This window comes from Paenibacillus puldeungensis (genome assembly GCF_042678945.1).
GTDB classification, from domain to species: Bacteria; Bacillota; Bacilli; order Paenibacillales; family Paenibacillaceae; genus Fontibacillus; species Fontibacillus puldeungensis.
On sequence record NZ_JBHTLM010000002.1, the window covers coordinates 161,559 to 177,154 of the forward strand.

Annotated in this window: 13 protein-coding genes; 6 read left to right on the top strand and 7 right to left on the bottom strand. The window is 51.3% G+C overall.

All coding sequences use genetic code 11. From position 1 onward, the window contains the following. Positions 1–61 precede the first annotated feature (61 nt). From ACFQ3W_RS03520 to ACFQ3W_RS03550, 7 genes are all read right to left on the bottom strand, one after another. Positions 62–2,317 (bottom strand): FAD-dependent oxidoreductase, encoded by a 2,256-nt coding sequence (locus tag ACFQ3W_RS03520; protein WP_379316667.1) that lies wholly within the window; start codon positions 2,315–2,317, stop codon positions 62–64. A gap of 92 nt (positions 2,318–2,409) precedes the next feature. Continuing rightward, complete coding sequence (locus tag ACFQ3W_RS03525; RefSeq protein WP_379316669.1) at positions 2,410–3,237, bottom strand: carbohydrate ABC transporter permease; 828 nt, start codon at positions 3,235–3,237, stop codon at positions 2,410–2,412. A gap of 15 nt (positions 3,238–3,252) precedes the next feature. Continuing rightward, positions 3,253–4,134, bottom strand: coding sequence for a carbohydrate ABC transporter permease (locus ACFQ3W_RS03530; protein WP_379316671.1), 882 nt, complete (start codon positions 4,132–4,134; stop codon positions 3,253–3,255). Positions 4,135–4,559: 425 nt separating this feature from the next. Further along, positions 4,560–5,456 carry a response regulator gene (locus tag ACFQ3W_RS03535; protein WP_379316673.1) on the bottom strand — a complete coding sequence of 299 codons (897 nt, stop codon included), beginning with the start codon at positions 5,454–5,456 and terminating at the stop codon, positions 4,560–4,562. Positions 5,457–5,486: 30 nt separating this feature from the next. Next, the gene (locus ACFQ3W_RS03540) at positions 5,487–7,262 is read right to left on the bottom strand and encodes a sensor histidine kinase (RefSeq protein ID WP_379316675.1); all 1,776 of its coding nucleotides are present in this window, start codon (positions 7,260–7,262) and stop codon (positions 5,487–5,489) included. 137 nt (positions 7,263–7,399) lie between these two features. Continuing rightward, positions 7,400–8,473 (bottom strand): SGNH/GDSL hydrolase family protein, encoded by a 1,074-nt coding sequence (locus ACFQ3W_RS03545; RefSeq protein ID WP_379316677.1) that lies wholly within the window; start codon positions 8,471–8,473, stop codon positions 7,400–7,402. Between the two features lie 149 nt (positions 8,474–8,622). After that, on the bottom strand, positions 8,623–9,963 hold the full coding sequence (locus ACFQ3W_RS03550; RefSeq protein ID WP_379316679.1) for an ABC transporter substrate-binding protein: 1,341 nt from the start codon (positions 9,961–9,963) through the stop codon (positions 8,623–8,625). Between the two features lie 715 nt (positions 9,964–10,678). Here ACFQ3W_RS03550 and ACFQ3W_RS03555 point away from each other — a divergent pair. The 6 genes from ACFQ3W_RS03555 (at position 10,679) to ACFQ3W_RS03580 (ending at position 15,541) form a co-directional block, all read left to right on the top strand. Further along, on the top strand, positions 10,679–10,873 hold the full coding sequence (locus tag ACFQ3W_RS03555; RefSeq protein WP_379316681.1) for a hypothetical protein: 195 nt from the start codon (positions 10,679–10,681) through the stop codon (positions 10,871–10,873). A 330-nt stretch (positions 10,874–11,203) separates the two neighbouring features. Continuing rightward, on the top strand, positions 11,204–11,353 hold the full coding sequence (locus ACFQ3W_RS03560; protein WP_379316683.1) for a hypothetical protein: 150 nt from the start codon (positions 11,204–11,206) through the stop codon (positions 11,351–11,353). A 546-nt stretch (positions 11,354–11,899) separates the two neighbouring features. Then, entirely contained in the window at positions 11,900–12,622 is a 723-nt protein-coding gene (locus ACFQ3W_RS03565; RefSeq protein WP_379316685.1) for a PspA/IM30 family protein, read from the top strand. 26 nt (positions 12,623–12,648) lie between these two features. Continuing rightward, entirely contained in the window at positions 12,649–13,680 is a 1,032-nt protein-coding gene (locus ACFQ3W_RS03570; RefSeq protein ID WP_379316687.1) for a TFIIB-type zinc ribbon-containing protein, read from the top strand. Beyond that, positions 13,677–14,477 carry a TPM domain-containing protein gene (locus ACFQ3W_RS03575; RefSeq protein ID WP_379316689.1) on the top strand — a complete coding sequence of 267 codons (801 nt, stop codon included), beginning with the start codon at positions 13,677–13,679 and terminating at the stop codon, positions 14,475–14,477. The genes ACFQ3W_RS03570 and ACFQ3W_RS03575 overlap by 4 nt, the downstream gene beginning before the upstream one ends. A 20-nt stretch (positions 14,478–14,497) precedes the next feature. Further along, positions 14,498–15,541, top strand: a complete 1,044-nt coding sequence (locus ACFQ3W_RS03580; protein ID WP_379316691.1) for an SPFH domain-containing protein — start codon at positions 14,498–14,500, stop codon at positions 15,539–15,541. Positions 15,542–15,596 lie beyond the last annotated feature (55 nt).

A 15,596-nucleotide genomic window follows, 5' to 3' on the forward strand; every position in this document is an offset into this window, starting at 1 on the left:
GTTAGGCGTTTTTTTGGCATAACCCGCGCAGGTATGGCGGATTGTTTAGGGGTAACAGGTTTTATCCATATACCCTTACCTCAATCACTTCTGCATACCCCGAACCATTGGTCTCCTCGACGACCAGGCGGATCGCTATCGCTTGAACGGGGGTCTCTAGGCAGTGCACCCGTTTTCGCCGCCGGTTGTCGGTCTCCGTAACTAGCGTGCTCCAGTTCCCGGCAGGGTCGAGCATGTCGATTCGGTAGTTTTTGACCAGCTCGGGAATGACCTCAAACGGTGTGCGATGGTGGTGCAGATTGATCAGGTCTTCATTGACGTCGTCGTTGAAGATCAGGTGGATTTCGCGGATAGGCTGCTCATTCTCCCATTCCAGCTTGATCCAAGGCTGGGCGTCCTGCGCCATCGGCTTAGACAACCAGGTATGCGGCCCGCCATAGGGGCGCTTGTAGCCGTCCAGGATATGCTCGGGGCGATAGGTGTTGGTTCCGAAATCTGTGCGTAAGCAGAAAATTTTGCGAACTAGGCCTTTCATGCTCCATTCCACCACGGGCTGGCTGTCGTCATGATCCTCCAGATCCTTGGAGACGCTTGCGGCCGTGCCTCGCTCAAAGGCGAGCAATCCGGTCAGCGGGGTATGGGACAAGTACAGCCGGATCAATGGGTTGCGGCGGACGATAATAAAAGCGTTCTGGGCTTCAGCGGGCGTCCAGTCCAGCGCTATCGCCACCCATTGCCCGTCTCCCGTGGCTACTTGAACGGTAGTCTGGTATTCGAGAGCGGCCGGAACATAATTTTCCGGGCGCCCGGTGCTCCAGACCTCGACGGTCAGCTCTGTATCCTGGGAAGCATCCAGCAGCCATTCGATGTTCCCACGGATGGCCGGATCAGCCGGAAGCAGCAGGGCGACGTCGCGCTCCAAAAGATATGCTTCATCAGCCGATTCCACCGCCAGCGTGGATAGGAAGGAGGAGGCGCTCACCTTAGCCTGACGGGCCAGGTCTTCGGTATCTTCATTCACCAACTCCAGCACGGACGCGTCCTGCTTCAGCAGGGTTTGCAGCAGCAAAGGGGTGTCATTTTGCGACAGCTCCCGGGGCGTAACGCCCTTATCCACGCATAACGCGGCGGCCGTTCCTGCGGCTTCACCGATGGTGGCGCAGGTCGCCATGACTCGCGTCGTGCCGAACGCGACGTGGGTTGCGCTGATGTTGCGGCCCGCAAACAGCAGATTGGATACGTTAGCGGAGTACAAGCTGCGGAAAGGAATATGATAGTTGCCGTCGGCGTGCATATGCTTGGAGCCGCTGACGGTAGCGTACATCCCTTGCGGCGGGTGCAGGTCGATGGACCAGCCGCCGAAGGCGATGCGGTCGTCGAACGGTTTTTGGCCGATAATATCGTTCTGGGTCAGCGTATAATCCCCGATAAAACGGCGGTATTCCCGTTTGCCCGGCAGGGAGCCGACCCACTCCAGCGTCATGTTCTCGGCATCGAACTTGCCGGAGTTTTTGATATAGTCCCACACGCCGTAAATAACGGCCGATAGCTCATCGCGGATACGTTCGTTGTCATGGACGATGTCCAGCTCGCCGCCCCATTCGATCCACCAATAATGGCAGCCCGAGTCTCCGCTGCGGATGACCCGCTTCATCGGGATTGGCGTCTGCGTAATATCCTTGGCGAAGGAAGGCGGAACAAACTTGACGGGGTGACCGGCGTCTTTGGTATAGAACAGCAGGGTGCTACCGAGGGTAATATCGTCGGCTACCTCGGGCGCCCATTCTTCTCCGTATTCATGCCGGGCTTCCCGGCCAATCCGGTACTTGGCACCTGCTAGGAAGCCAACCAGTCCGTCCCCGGTACAGTCGAGGAACACCGGGCTTTCAAAGCGGATTCGCCGCTCCGAGCCCATCATCCAGCCGGTGATAGAGCGAATCTGCCGAGCATCCTCTTCGCCTTCGGCTTCCACCTCATGCACGTCGGTATTGAGATACAGCGTAATGCCCGGCTCAGCCAGCACCGTTTCCAGCACGACTAAGTCCCACAAATAAGGGTTGCCGTCGGGATTGCGGTATTGGTTCTCCACGAACATTTCGCCCATGATGCCGGTCTCGCGTGCGTACCGATTCACACCGTGCGCCGTGGCGCCGCATACCCACACGCGTACCTCGCTGCTGGAATTGCCGCCGAGCACCGGGCGGTTTTGGATGAGTGCAACCTTCCGCCCGAGTCTTGCCGCAGCTACGGCGGCACAAACGCCAGCCAATCCTCCGCCGACAACCGTAATATCGCTATGCACGATTTCATTTCTCATGAGTAAGTAAACTCCTTTCAATATGGGCTGGGTAATGCTATCTGATCAACTCTGATTCATTGAAGAGGCAGAGGAGGGTTAGCCCTTAACCCTTAGCCCTTCACAGCCGAGCTGGCCACGCCTTGGATAATGTACTTTTGGCCGATCAGGAAAACGACAATCATCGGGATAATACCGGCTGTTGCCGCAGCCATCATGCCGTTGTAGTCCACGTTGTTTTCCAGAATGAAATTTTGCAGGCCCAGCGGAACGGTAAACAGATCGTGGTCGATCAGGAACACAAGGGCATTTTCATAATCATTCCAGTGCCAGGAAAAATCGATAATCGCCAGCGTCGCGAGCGACGGCTTGGCCATCGGCAGGATGATGCGCGAGAAAATCCGGAAATGGCCCGCCCCGTCGATAAATGCCGCTTCGGATATTTCGTAAGGCACGGACAGGAAGAACTGCCGCATCATAAACACGCCGAAAATGGTGAACATGCCGGGTAGAATCAGCGCCCAGTGTGTGTTATAAATGCCAGCCCAATCGAACATGATGAATTTCGGTACGAACAGCACCTGCGGCGGAACCATCATCATGGACAAATACAGTAGAAACAAGGCATTCCGCCCTTTAAACTCAATGCGGGCGAAGCCGTAAGCCGCGAGGGATGAGAGAAAAACGGCTCCGATCGTGCTTAGCACGGAAACCTTCAGTGAGTTCGCATAGTAATGCACAAAGCTGTTTTCACCGCTCCAAACCTTTACATGGTGGCTCCAGTTAAAATGGGCGGGAATCCACTTGATCGGATACTCGAACACCTCCGCCGGCGTTTTGAACGAGGTGCTGATCATCCAGAGGAAAGGAACGATCATGACGATACTGAAAAACAGCATGATCAGCGTGAGGATCATCTTTTTTAAAAAGGCTTTGTTCATGGGAGCTCCTCCTCCTTAATAATGGACCCAGCGTTTTTGGCCCAGCCACTGGATGACGGTAAAGATCAGAATAATGACAAACAGAGCCCAGGAAATCGTTGACGCGTAGCCCATTTCGTAATACCGGAAGGCGTTCTGGTAAATGAACAGCGATAGCACAGTCGTACTGTTACCCGGACCGCCCTGTGTAATCGCCTGAATAATCCCGAACTGCTTGATCGACATAATGAGTCCGGTGATGAGCAGCAGAAACGTGGTTGGACTGACGAGCGGCCACAAAATGCTGCGGATCGTCTGCCAGGTGCGGGCGCCGTCGATTTTTGCCGCTTCCAGCAGCTCGCCGGAAACTTCCTGCAGGGCGGCCAGGTAGATGATCATGTTATAGCCCAGCATGAACCAAATCCAGATGATGTCGATGGCATACATGGAGGAATCCGTCGTGGACAGCCAGCCTGGCGGGTGAGCGATGCCGATCGACCGCAGGATCCCGTTGATAGGCCCGTTGTTCGGGCTGAACAGCAGCATCCACACAAACGCTACAGCTACGCCGCTGGTAATGTAGGGCATGAAATACAGGGCGCGCAGCAGCTTTTTCAAATAAACGGAACGGTTCAAAATGACCGCTACGACAAAAGCGAGGGCGATCGAGATCGGTACGGAGGCGAGGAACAGCAGGGTGTTTTTGATGGCGATATAAAATACTTCGTCGCCAAGCATCCTCCGAATGTTGGCGAGTCCGACAAACTTGGTTTCCGGGCTCATGAATTTGTAATCCGTGAACATGAGGTAAAAGGAATAAATCGCAGGGATAATAAAAAACAGCAATACGCCGAGCATATTGGGTCCGATAAACAGATAGCCGAGATACTGCTGCCGCTTCATCCAGGATGTTTTCACGAAAGGCTCACTCCTTAACGTCTTTTGAATGCATCTCCAGCATAGCAAGCGGGATGAAAGCGGTTAAGGAACAAAACCACCGAGTTCATGCTACAGAAATATACAATTGCCGGGCCTAAGCTCGTACCCAGATTCATAGTTTTGTTCTATTCCGGCGGACGCAAAAAAACAGCGACACTCTCTCTTAGGAGTGCCGCTGCTGGGAACGTGCTGAGCGGGAGTGTTTGGAGAAAAGGGGCGGTCTGCTAACCGAGTTTCATGCTGAGCTGTGGAATGTTTCCGGCTGGCTCGTGGCCCAAGGCCTGTCGCTCGTAATTCCGCGGCCGCAGCCTGCAGCCCGCAGCTCACAGCGCGAAGCCCAAAGCCCAAAGCCTGCAGCGCGGTCCGCAGCCCGAAGCCCTTCCCAAAGTTCGCATCGCAGCCCGCTAAAGCAGCGCCCTTTTCTCCTCCACTTTTCCTTTGACCGTTTGCCGATACTGGCTTGGGGTTTGGGTGGTGAAGCGTTTGAAAATTTTGATGAAGTAGTTGTCGTTGACGAAGCCGACACGATTACCGATTTCGTACACGGGCAGATCGGAATCGCAGAGGTACTGAATTGCATGGTTGACGCGGACTTGATGCAGGTAATGAATCAGGGTATAGCCGGTTTTTTTCTTAAACAGGGTGCTGACGTAATTTTCGCCCATCACAACATATTGAGACATCGATTTGACGGTAATGTCCTCCGCATAATTGGTGTGGATGTAGTGAAGAATCTTCTGAATTTCCGGGTGGGAGGTGACAGCCTCATGCAAAAGAGGGAGGGGTCCCTTGTCCGCAGGGCGCTGGGAGCTTGGTCCGGGACTCTGGGCCGATCCAGCCGCCGCAGGCGACCCAGCCTTACCCGCCTCCATTGCGCTTCCCTCCCGTCCCGCGGCGTTCCCGGCTCCGGTCATCTGTTCGCGGCTGAGCAGCTCCTGCCTGATTTTTCGCAGCGTATCCCGCAGCGAATTGACGCTCATGGACAGCTTCAGAATGTAATTCGAAGCCCCGTATTCCATCGCCTGTCTGACATATTCGAATTCGCTCATACAGGTCAGCATGACAAACCGGGATTCGTACCCCTCGGCCCGGGCTTGCTTCAGCAGCTCCACGCCATCCATTTCCGGCATGATAATGTCCGTGATGACCAGGTCTGGCGTATCCCGTCGCATCATCTCCAAAGCCTCCACACCGTTCCCGGCTTCCCCGCTGACCGAAAACCCGAGCTCCTCCCAAGCGATGATCTCCCGCACGGATTCCCGTACGAAGACCTCGTCTTCCACCAGCAGTACTTTCCACATGTTTGATAACCTCCCGATGTAGAATGATTTTTAAGCCTGATGCTCGGATTCGTAGGGGGTGGACAGCAAAAACGGGATTACGAACCGAATCGTGACGCCTTGATCGGATGAAACAATGTCCATGGTCCCCTCCGTCTTGAACAGGAGGCGCAGCCTTTCTTGGATGTTGCTTAGTCCGATGCCGGGGCGTTTGCGTTCGGCTTTATTTTTCTGCGTCCGTTCCATGCCTACGCCGTTATCTTGAACCTCAACGACAAGCCTGCTCTGTCCCTCGCGCAGCATGCGGATTTGAATCAACCCTTGCCCCGGAAGCGGAGCAATGCCGTGAATGATGGCGTTCTCCACCAACGGCTGCAGGCTGAGCTTCGGCACGAGCGCGTACAAAATATTTTCCTCATATTCATACGTTACTTCGAACTTGTGGGCATACCGGACCTGCTGGATATGTACGTAGGCCTGCACCAGCTCGAGTTCATCCTTCAAGTAAATCAGCTCTTTGTCGGTATTCAGACTGGCTTCCAGCAGCTTGCCCAGGGAAAGGGTCATGTTCGTAATATCCTCGTTATGGTGCCGGATGGCAATCCATTTGATCGTATTCAGCGTGTTCAGCAGAAAATGAGGGTTCGTCTGGGCCAACAGCATTTGAAAATGCACCACTTCCTTCTGGCGTTCCTCGTCTTTCAGCTTCTGAATTAATACATTGGTGTCATCGAGCATTGTATTGAAGGTTTGCGTCAATTCAAGAATTTCACCATGAAATTTGTGCTCCGGCAGCCGGATTTTCAAGTTTTTTTGCACGGCGGCTTTCATTTTGTTCTGCAAATGCGATAACGGGCGGGTGATGGTCGTTGCAATAATGAAGCTCATCGCCAGGAATCCCCCCATCAGCACAAAAAAAGTAAGGAAATACTGATGCTTCAGCTCCTCGATTTCCACAAATAGCACGGACAGCGGGATCCGGTTGACGATGTACCAGTCCAAGGATTCCACGTAAATGTAGTTAATGAGTGAGTTGGAGTCCTTGTCGATGAAATACTGCTTATCCTTCTGCTTCGCAATTTCGGCTTTGACCTTCCCCGGCAGTACCGTATCCGGCACCGATTGGGAGATATCTTCCCCCGCATGTGTCACCAAAAAATATTGCTGCTGCAGATCCGACTGCTTGTGAACAGAGCGCAGCCAGAAGGAGTAATCGATGCTGATTCTGGCGAGCCCGTAGGGTTTGTTTTGGCTGTCCTCCAAGTAGGCGTATAGAGACAGCAGATAAGCGCTGGTGGACAGGTCTCTCAGTACATAGTTCGGGTCATTGGGCACCCAATGATAGGAGCCGGCCTTCATGGACTTCGGATCGAACCCGGGGAGATTCCTAAGCTCGCTGTACATGAGAGGGTCCCTGGGCGGATAGGAGGTGTATACGCTTTCATTTAGGTCTAAAATCATAAAGTAAACCGATGGATTGTACAGGAAAAAGCTGTTGTTCAGGTTCATAAAAATATTTTCGATTTGCCGCTTATTTTCAAGAGCATCGTGCTGCTCGGGGTGGCGAAGAACGGATCTAACCGTGTCGTCCTGCTGCAGGAAGATTAGCGTTTTGAACGCGATGCTCATTTGATCTTCCAGGGTTCGGTACATTTGCTCCAGCTGGGAATGGCTTTGCTGACTGATCTTTTGCTGAACGAGGGTTTCAATGCGCTGGTAGTTATATAAATTCAGGACGCAGAAAGGAAGGAGGACCAAGCAAACAAAGGCCATAAACAGGCGGTATTTCAGCTTCTGCGGAATCAGATAACGCATGATTTTGGACACGCGGATACGCCCTCCCAATGCTGCTGCAGTGTTACTTCAAATTATAGCATATAAAAAATACAGCAACCGCCATCGCTGAAATTGCATGGTTTTGTTGCAAGTCCGCCTTCATTTCATCAAAAATGCAAAGATTTGTTCTATTCCCTACTGTGATTTGGCATTATGCGTTCGGTCTGAGGTGCTGGAGTACGCAGCAAAGGACGCATGAATTCCGCAAGCCGCTCGCCGATTCGGATCATGCCGGCGTTTCCGGGATGAAGCAGATCGTGAGAAAGTCCGCGCCAATCGTCCAGCAGCTCACGGCCGTCAACGTAGTGTACGTGGGAGTAGCCGGAGCTTTGCACGATCTTCTGCAAGGCTTCCCTATACTCCTGGCTGGTGGCGCGAACCTCTCGCTCCGGCCAAGACCAGCCCAGATCGGCAAAGCTGGGAAACAGACCGATGCAGACGAGCGGTTTGTCCGGATGGGCGGAAGCGATCGTTTGCACCATGTAACTCGCTTTTTCTGCGAAGCTTTCAGCAGATACGCCCTGGTTCAGCATGTTGACGGAGAGGCACAGCGAGGCGATGGCCCAGTCTTCTCTTGCTGCGATATGGTCGGCGATGGCTTGTTCACAGAAGGCTGCTCCCGGCATGCCCAGATTGATCGAGTCAAGTCTCAACCGCCAAGCGGTTTGACTGACATAGGAGAGGTCGGGCGAAGAGGCGGAGATGCCGAAAGTGATCGATGTCCCGTAAGCCAAATACTTGAGGGCAGGCTTTTCATGCTCGTACGGGGGACGAATCGCCACGCTTGGGAGATCTATCAGATGAACCTCAAATCCTTGGATCACGATCCGCCAAATGGGGCCAAAAGAGGTTCGCGGCACCTTTTCTTTGTAAGGCTGGGCAAATTGGAACATCGGCTCCTGCTCCCGCAAAACGATGGTGGCCGGGGCTTCGCCGACAAGCGTTTCTTCCACCCAATAATCGCCGAAAAAAACCTGCACCTTGCTGATTCCGCCATAGCTGGCCAGGGTTATGTGGACTTCCTCGGTTCTTGTTGTACCGAACCGGATTTCAATGGCGGAGGCTCTGCGAATCTGTTCCTGCCCTTTTTCCAGGAGACCTGCTCGGACCGACTCAGGAACGCGCTGCATCAGCAGCCCGGGCCGGCCTTCTATGCTGATAAGCTCCTCAACGTTATGCAATTCGGCTTGACCGTAAATCATGGTCTGCTCCTCCTTCGACATTTTTGTGCGTATGTAAGGACCATAGAAAAAGAGGAGGGGCTGCCGGCCTGTGTTTTCGGTGGCAACGTTCCTCCTCTTGATGACCTAAGATTTCAGTTCATTCCTACATTTTAGACAAAAAGCCTGGTTTACTTTTGGTTTTGTTTCAGGAATGTATTGTGCCGAGTGACCATAGCGTCTATGGTTTGCTCGAGCGTTTGCGCGCCAAGGAAATACTTTTCGTATTCCTGTGCCCGGAGGTCCATGACTTCCTGTTCTAGACTACGCACGTAAGTCGGCGTTTTGTTGTCGAACATCACATACATCAGCGAATCAAGGTCGTAGGTGTCGCGTTTATCGGCGAGCAGGTTTTTCAGGGCATCGTCCTGATTGGCGTCCTTGGATGCCGGCAATCTTCCGCCTGCAGCCATCGGTGCCATGCCGCCATCCGCATACCATTTCAGGAACTCCCACGCTTCCTTCTGGTGCTTGGATTTGGCGTTAATGGAGATGTAGTCGCCCAGACCGCCCCGAGACACGTATTTATCGGCGCCGTCAACCAGTCTTGGCACGGGGGCAAAGGCGATTTTGAAATTGCGCGGGTAGTCCGTGAAGTTATTCGAGCTCCGCAGCAGCCAGGCACCGATGTTAAGCATCGGGGCATCTCCGCTTAGGAATACTTGTTCCACCGGCATTTTGGATGTTAATTGTTCGCCGAGCGGCGGCGTAGTTTTATCTTCCTTCATCATGGCGTTCAGCGTTTCGAGCCATTTTTTCACGAGCGGATGATCCAGATTGGAGGTTCCATCGGCTTTGGTGTAGCCCTCCTGGGACAGCACGGAATCGATCGGATCCACGAACGGCTCCATATTTTGAATGAACCCGTATTGGTGGCTGCCCTTCAGCTTCTTGGCGTATTCGCGCAGCTCATCCCAAGTCCATTCCTTGGGTACCGGCAGTTTTGCGGCATCCAGAGCATCCTTGTTTAGTGCGATGAAGTAGGAACTTTTGGTGGTCGGCAAGCCGTAGTATTTATCTTTAATCTTCCAGCCTGCGGCATCCGCCCCCATTTTCTCATCGATGTTGTAATCGGTGAATTGGCTGAGATCAAGCGCCAGGTTCGAATCCACACGCTTGGCCGCTTGCGAAACCGTATAGTTGACGTATAAATCCACGTCCTGTCCGGTAATCATCGCCGTATCGAGCTTCAGATTCCCGTCGTCATCGTTGACGAAGCGGACATATTCGATTTGAATATCGGGATGCTCCTTGTTCCAGTTATCGATAACCTGTTGAGGCCCGGATTCCGGCGGGACGCCGCCCCACATTTTCAGCGTGACCGGTTTTCCGGACTTGCCTCCGTTGCTAGCGCTTTCATTATTTGAAGCAGATGAATTGTTGTCCTTGCCACCGCATCCCGCAATCAGGCCCGTCAAGAGCACGAGCACCGTGATCCCGGCGATCCAACGTTTCTTTTTCAAAAGCGACACCCTCCTTAAGAAAACTCGTTTTTATCTTTGCACCTTCAGAATAGCAGACAGGCAAAACAGCCATAAGTAACAAAATAACGGAGTATATGGAACATTCCTGTGCAATTTGGGGCGAGGGGGTGGGGGATATGTTCTATGGTTGAGCAGGCGGGGGGAGAGACAAATAGGTTTTGTTAGTTTCGCCTTAGCGCTAGTTTGATTTCGCCGGGGCATAACTACGGATGTGCTAATGGCGAGGTTAGGTCTGCTTGTGCGCGGGAAACGGGAATAACCCAAGCTGGATGATAGCTGCTAAGCAATAGATTCGATAAAAAAATCCAAACCATCGATTATAATACTTCAATCTCACAGCTGGCACGTAATATAATAAGGTAATAGGTGAGAGATGGACGAAATTTGTACTATATTTCCATACATAAAAATTGGTATTATACTTTTATAGCATATGTGTGGGTGAATAATACTAATATTTACACAAAATTTGTTGATTATCGCAGTCGCACTCCATGCGGGTGCGTGGATTGAAATATATCGAGCAGCAATGGGAAGAGAATGTTGGAAGTCCCCACGCGGGTGCGTGGATTAAAATTCTACAATAAGTAATCGTATTTATGCTCCCACCTCCACTTATGATAAAATACAACTAACATTGCATGGAGGCACAGCCGCTTTTCCATCCTCGCAAGAAAAAATGGGTCAGGAGTGTTGTGTAAGGATGAGAGGATATAATGTATGGCGTCCGTTGTTTATGATACTTATTGCGTTGTTTACGAACGGTTTGGTTACAAACCTATGTATGGTATTTGGAATGTCGCGAACTGCAGCGGGTAATGTGGGATTTGTGGCGATGATGATTGCAGCCGTGATCGTCTATCTGCGGTATACGAAAAACCAGCGGAAACGGAAATAGGATAGTGCGAAGAAGAGACCTTAGGGGTCTTTTTTTTGTGCCATACAAATGAAAAAATACTCTGGAATCTGAACCATCCGAATTCGTTAGCATCCCATTAATCGAAGGTTGAGGTATAGAGGAGGAAAATAGATTTCCAAAAGGCTTGTTCTGTACTCCGTCAAACAGACGGAACGCATTTGCGAAAAATTGGCTATTTGGGAAACTCTAATCGGGATGCATTTAGCTATAAGCTGGACTAAAGTTTAAAAATTTGAAAATGAGTAATTGTATATCTACCCGCTCCTCTGCGCAAAATAACTAATAAAAACGGCTAGGAGCGTGCGATACATGTTTCAAGACTACGAATTTACCGATCTTGGAAATAAGGAAGCCCTCGTCAAAGAGATTCAAAAATTAGAGGAAAAAATTGAGGAAACCCTCGGCGAAAAGGTAAACCTCATTGCTTACTCTGAGAAAAAATTGGATTCAGATAGCTAATTCGCTGCTTGTACTGGTGTTCGTGCTGGGACCCAACCTTTCGAGGTTGGGTTTTTTGCTTTTGTAGGCTTTTCTGTGATTAAGGGGAGGCCTGCAGGATGTGAGTTAGATGTATTTTGTACATCTATTTCAACGTTTTTCGCAAGTGACGGGCAAGTAGCTGCATAACAAATACTAGTAAGTAACCCAACCTTTCGAGGTTGGTTTTTTACCTTTGCAGGGTCTTTTCTAGTTAAGGAGATGCTGCAGCATGTGAGTTAGATGCATCTAGTACAGTTAAATCGGCGTTTTTTGGGATACGGTGAAAAATAGATGCAGAAAGTACATTTAAAAGAGCCATTTTGACCGATAGGCGGGCGATGCGCTGGTTTTAAATGTACATTTTACAACTAAATCCGAAAATCCATAAATTTGGGGCAAAATAACTGCACTTTTTACATTTAGGTGCAGGGTGCAAAATTATGCGTGTGATTTTCCCATGAAACCCCACTCAAGCTTTTGATGTATTATATAGTAAATAAACTTTTGTCGAAGGAGGGAAAAGTTTTGGGAATCGTGTCGAGATTTGTTGATATCATGAAGGTGAATATCCATAGCCTGCTCAGCCAAGCCGAAGATCCGGAGAAGACGATTGATGAGTACATACGCAGCATGAACCGTGATCTGGGCCAGGTAAAGGCGGAGACGGCTTCGGTGCTCGCGGAAGAGAGCCGGGCGAAGCGTGCGCTTGACGAGTGCAGTGCCGAGGTGCGCAAGCTGCAGCGGTATGCGGAGAAGGCCGTGGAGTCGGGAGACGAGGAGCGTGCGCTCAAGTTTCTGGAGCAGAAGGCGAAGCTGGCTGAGCAGCTCATCGGGCTGCAAGCGGCTTACGACGAGGCTGCGGCGAACGCCGCCAAAATGAAGCAGATGCAGGATAAATTAGCGGCGGATATGAGCGGGCTGGAAGCTCGGCGCGCAGAGCTGAAAGCGAAAATGGCCGAGGCCAAGGTACTGCAGCAGAAGAACGCCGGGGGCTCCTCCGGAGGCGGGGCAGGCGCTGCTTTTCAAGCGATGCAGGAGAAGGCCGACCAAGCCATGAATGAAGCGCAGGCTCTTGCCGAGCTAAGGGCCGGGGCCACCAAGGAAGATGATTTGGACGAGCTGATCGCTCAGTTGGAAAAGGGGAACACAGACGCAAATGCCGCACAAGCAGAAACAAAACCGGATCCTCAAAATCCTACTGACGAGCTTGCGGCGATCAAGGCAAAATTAGACCCGAAAGAATCGTGAATTCTTTCTGACATGAGGTGAGCAAATTGCCGGTCATTGAATACAAATGCCCGAGCTGTGGCAGCGGCATGGTGTTTGATAGTGCGACGGGTGCGCTGTCCTGTCCAAGCTGCGGACGAAAGGACAATATAGAGCAGATCGCCGATCCGCTGAAGCGGCCGGTTTTTTCAGAGGATGAGGTCAAAGAGTATCATTGTGAGAGCTGTGGCGCCATCATCGTAACCGAACCGGAAACGAGCGCGACAACGTGCAGCTTTTGCGGCTCCGCCGTGGTCCTGAGCGACCGATTGAGCGGGAGCCTTGCCCCGGTGGCGGTGATTCCTTTTTCAATCAGCAAGGAAGAAGCCGCTGCGGCGTTCAAAAAATGGTGCAGAAAAGGTCTGTTAACGCCAAAAGGCTTTATGAATGCCAATCGGATCAAGGGCATTACCGGGATGTATGTCCCTTTTTATCTCTATGATTTGGATAATGATGTGGAGGTTCAGGGGCAGGGGACCAAGGTAAGGGTCTATACAAGCGGCGATTATGAAGTCACGGAAACGGATTACTTTGATTTTTACCGCAAAATTCAGCTTGACTATGTGAAGCTGCCGGTCGATGCCTCGGCGAAAATGAACGATCAACTGATGGACAAGCTGGAGCCTTTTCCATATCAAGAGCTTAAAGATTTCAAAACGCCTTATCTCGCCGGGTACATGGCCGAAAAATACAGCTACACCGACGAAGAGCTTGTCCCGCGGGCCAAAGAGAAGATTGAACCTTACATAAATTCTTTTATCTCCTCCACGGTGGCTGAATATACGACAGTCAGCTACACCGACAAACAGATCGATACTGAGGTGAAGCGTGCGGATTATGTGCTGCTGCCGGTGTGGATGGTTTATTATGATTACGATAAGGCTGAGTATACGTTTGCGATGAACGGACAGACAGGTAAAGTGGTGGGTAAGCCGCCAATCAGCAAAGCAAAGGTTGCAGCGTGGTTTTCGGGTATTTCCGCAGTCGCCTTCCTGTCGTTAAAAATCGTCTCATGGATGATGGGAGGCGGGTTCCTGTGAAAAAGAAATTTGCGGTTCTAACCGCTTTGTTGGTTCTCTTCTTCTACATGGGTGCAGCAGCTCCATTCCTGACGGATACAGCAGCCGCGGCATCAAGCCAATCCAAAACATTAATCTATGACGACGCCCATCTGCTCAGCCAAGCGGACGTTGATGAACTGAATGCTATGGCTAATAAGTATGGGGCTGAGCGGCAAACGGATATTATTATTTTGACATCAGAAAATCAGGAAAATAAAGACGTGGTAGACATCGTCGAGGATTTTTACGATAAACAGGGTCCCGGGTACGATAAAGCGCATGGCAATGCCGTCATCCTGACCCTTGATATGAACAATCGGGATGTTTATATTGCCGGATTCGGCAAAGACGAGGATTATTTGGATGACAGCCGGGCTACCAAGGTCAGAGAGAAGATTACCCCTTATTTATCCGATGGCGATTATAAGGGGGGCTTCGAAAAGTATATTAAAGAAACTAATCGGTACTTGGGGTTCAAGCCAGGCGTAAATCCTGATAACCCGCTGTTTAATATCTGGGTCCAACTAGGGGGTGCCTTGGTGATTGGCGCTCTAGTCGTAGGTGTGATGGTATTTCGCTCCGGAGGCCGGGTTACGGTAGATGGATATACCTATGAGGACGTGAGCAGGTCCGGCGTACTGGAGCATGAGGACCGGTACATTCGGACGACCGTTACGAAACGGAAAATTGAAAAAGACAACGACAATAGCTCCGGAGGCGGTGGGGGAACCACCGATGGCGGTTATTCGCATAGCGGAAGCCGGGGAACTTTTTAAGGAAAGGGATGAGGTAAAGTATGGGACTGTTTAGAAACCAATTTGCAAATGTAGTGGAATGGGAAGAATTCCGGGATGATATGATTTTCTGGAAATGGAGCAACCGGGAGATTAAAAAAGGAAGCAAACTGATCATACGCTCCGGCCAGGATGCCATCTTCCTGAACAATGGAAAAATCGAGGGAATTTTCAAGGATGATGGGGAATTTAATATCGAATCGGATATCATTCCTTTCCTGTCAACGCTAAAAGGCTTTAAGTTTGGCTTTAACAGCGGAATGCGGGTTGAGGTGCTGTTCGTCAATACGAAGGAATTTACCGTAAAATGGGGGACGCAAAATCCGGTTCTGATCCCGACACCTCAGCTTCCGGGCGGCATGCCGATCCGGGCCAACGGGACGTTCAATTTCAAGGTAAGCGACTACGTTACACTCATTGACAAGGTTGCCGGCATCAAAGAGACCTTCCTCGTGGACGATGTGAAAATCCGGATTACCTCCGTGCTGGACCAATTGCTGATGAAGTGGATCAGCCGGAAAGGCAAGGACATGTTCAATCTGCAGGCCAATGCGGTCGATATTGCCAGAGGCATTCGTGAGGATCTGGATATGCAGGTGATGGATGACGGAATGACGATCACTGGCTTTCAGGTAATGAGCTTCAACTATCCGAAGGAAATCCAGGATATGATTACGAAGGCGGCCTCTTATGAAATGGTCGGGGACGTCTCCAAGTACCAGCAGATCAGCATGACCGACGGCATAGCTTCGGGCAAGGTGCAAGGCGGCGGGGCCGCTGCGGACATGGCCGGGATGATGATGGGCATGAACATGGCGGGTGAGATGCTGAAGAACATGAATCAGAGCATGCATCAAGCCAGCGGTGCACCGGGGGCTTCAGGTGCTCAACCAGCGGCGGCCCCGACTCCGTCGCAACCAGGTGCTGCGCCTGCTTCAGGCACAGGTGCCGAGGGCGGCGGTAAAAAGCCGAACTTCTGCCCGAACTGTGGCACGAAGAACGAAGGAGCCAACTTTTGCCCGAATTGCGGGCAGAAGCTGGGGTAACTATATAGTGTAGCTTTGGCTAAAACAAAGTGCATGCAAAAAACAAAGCGCCGAG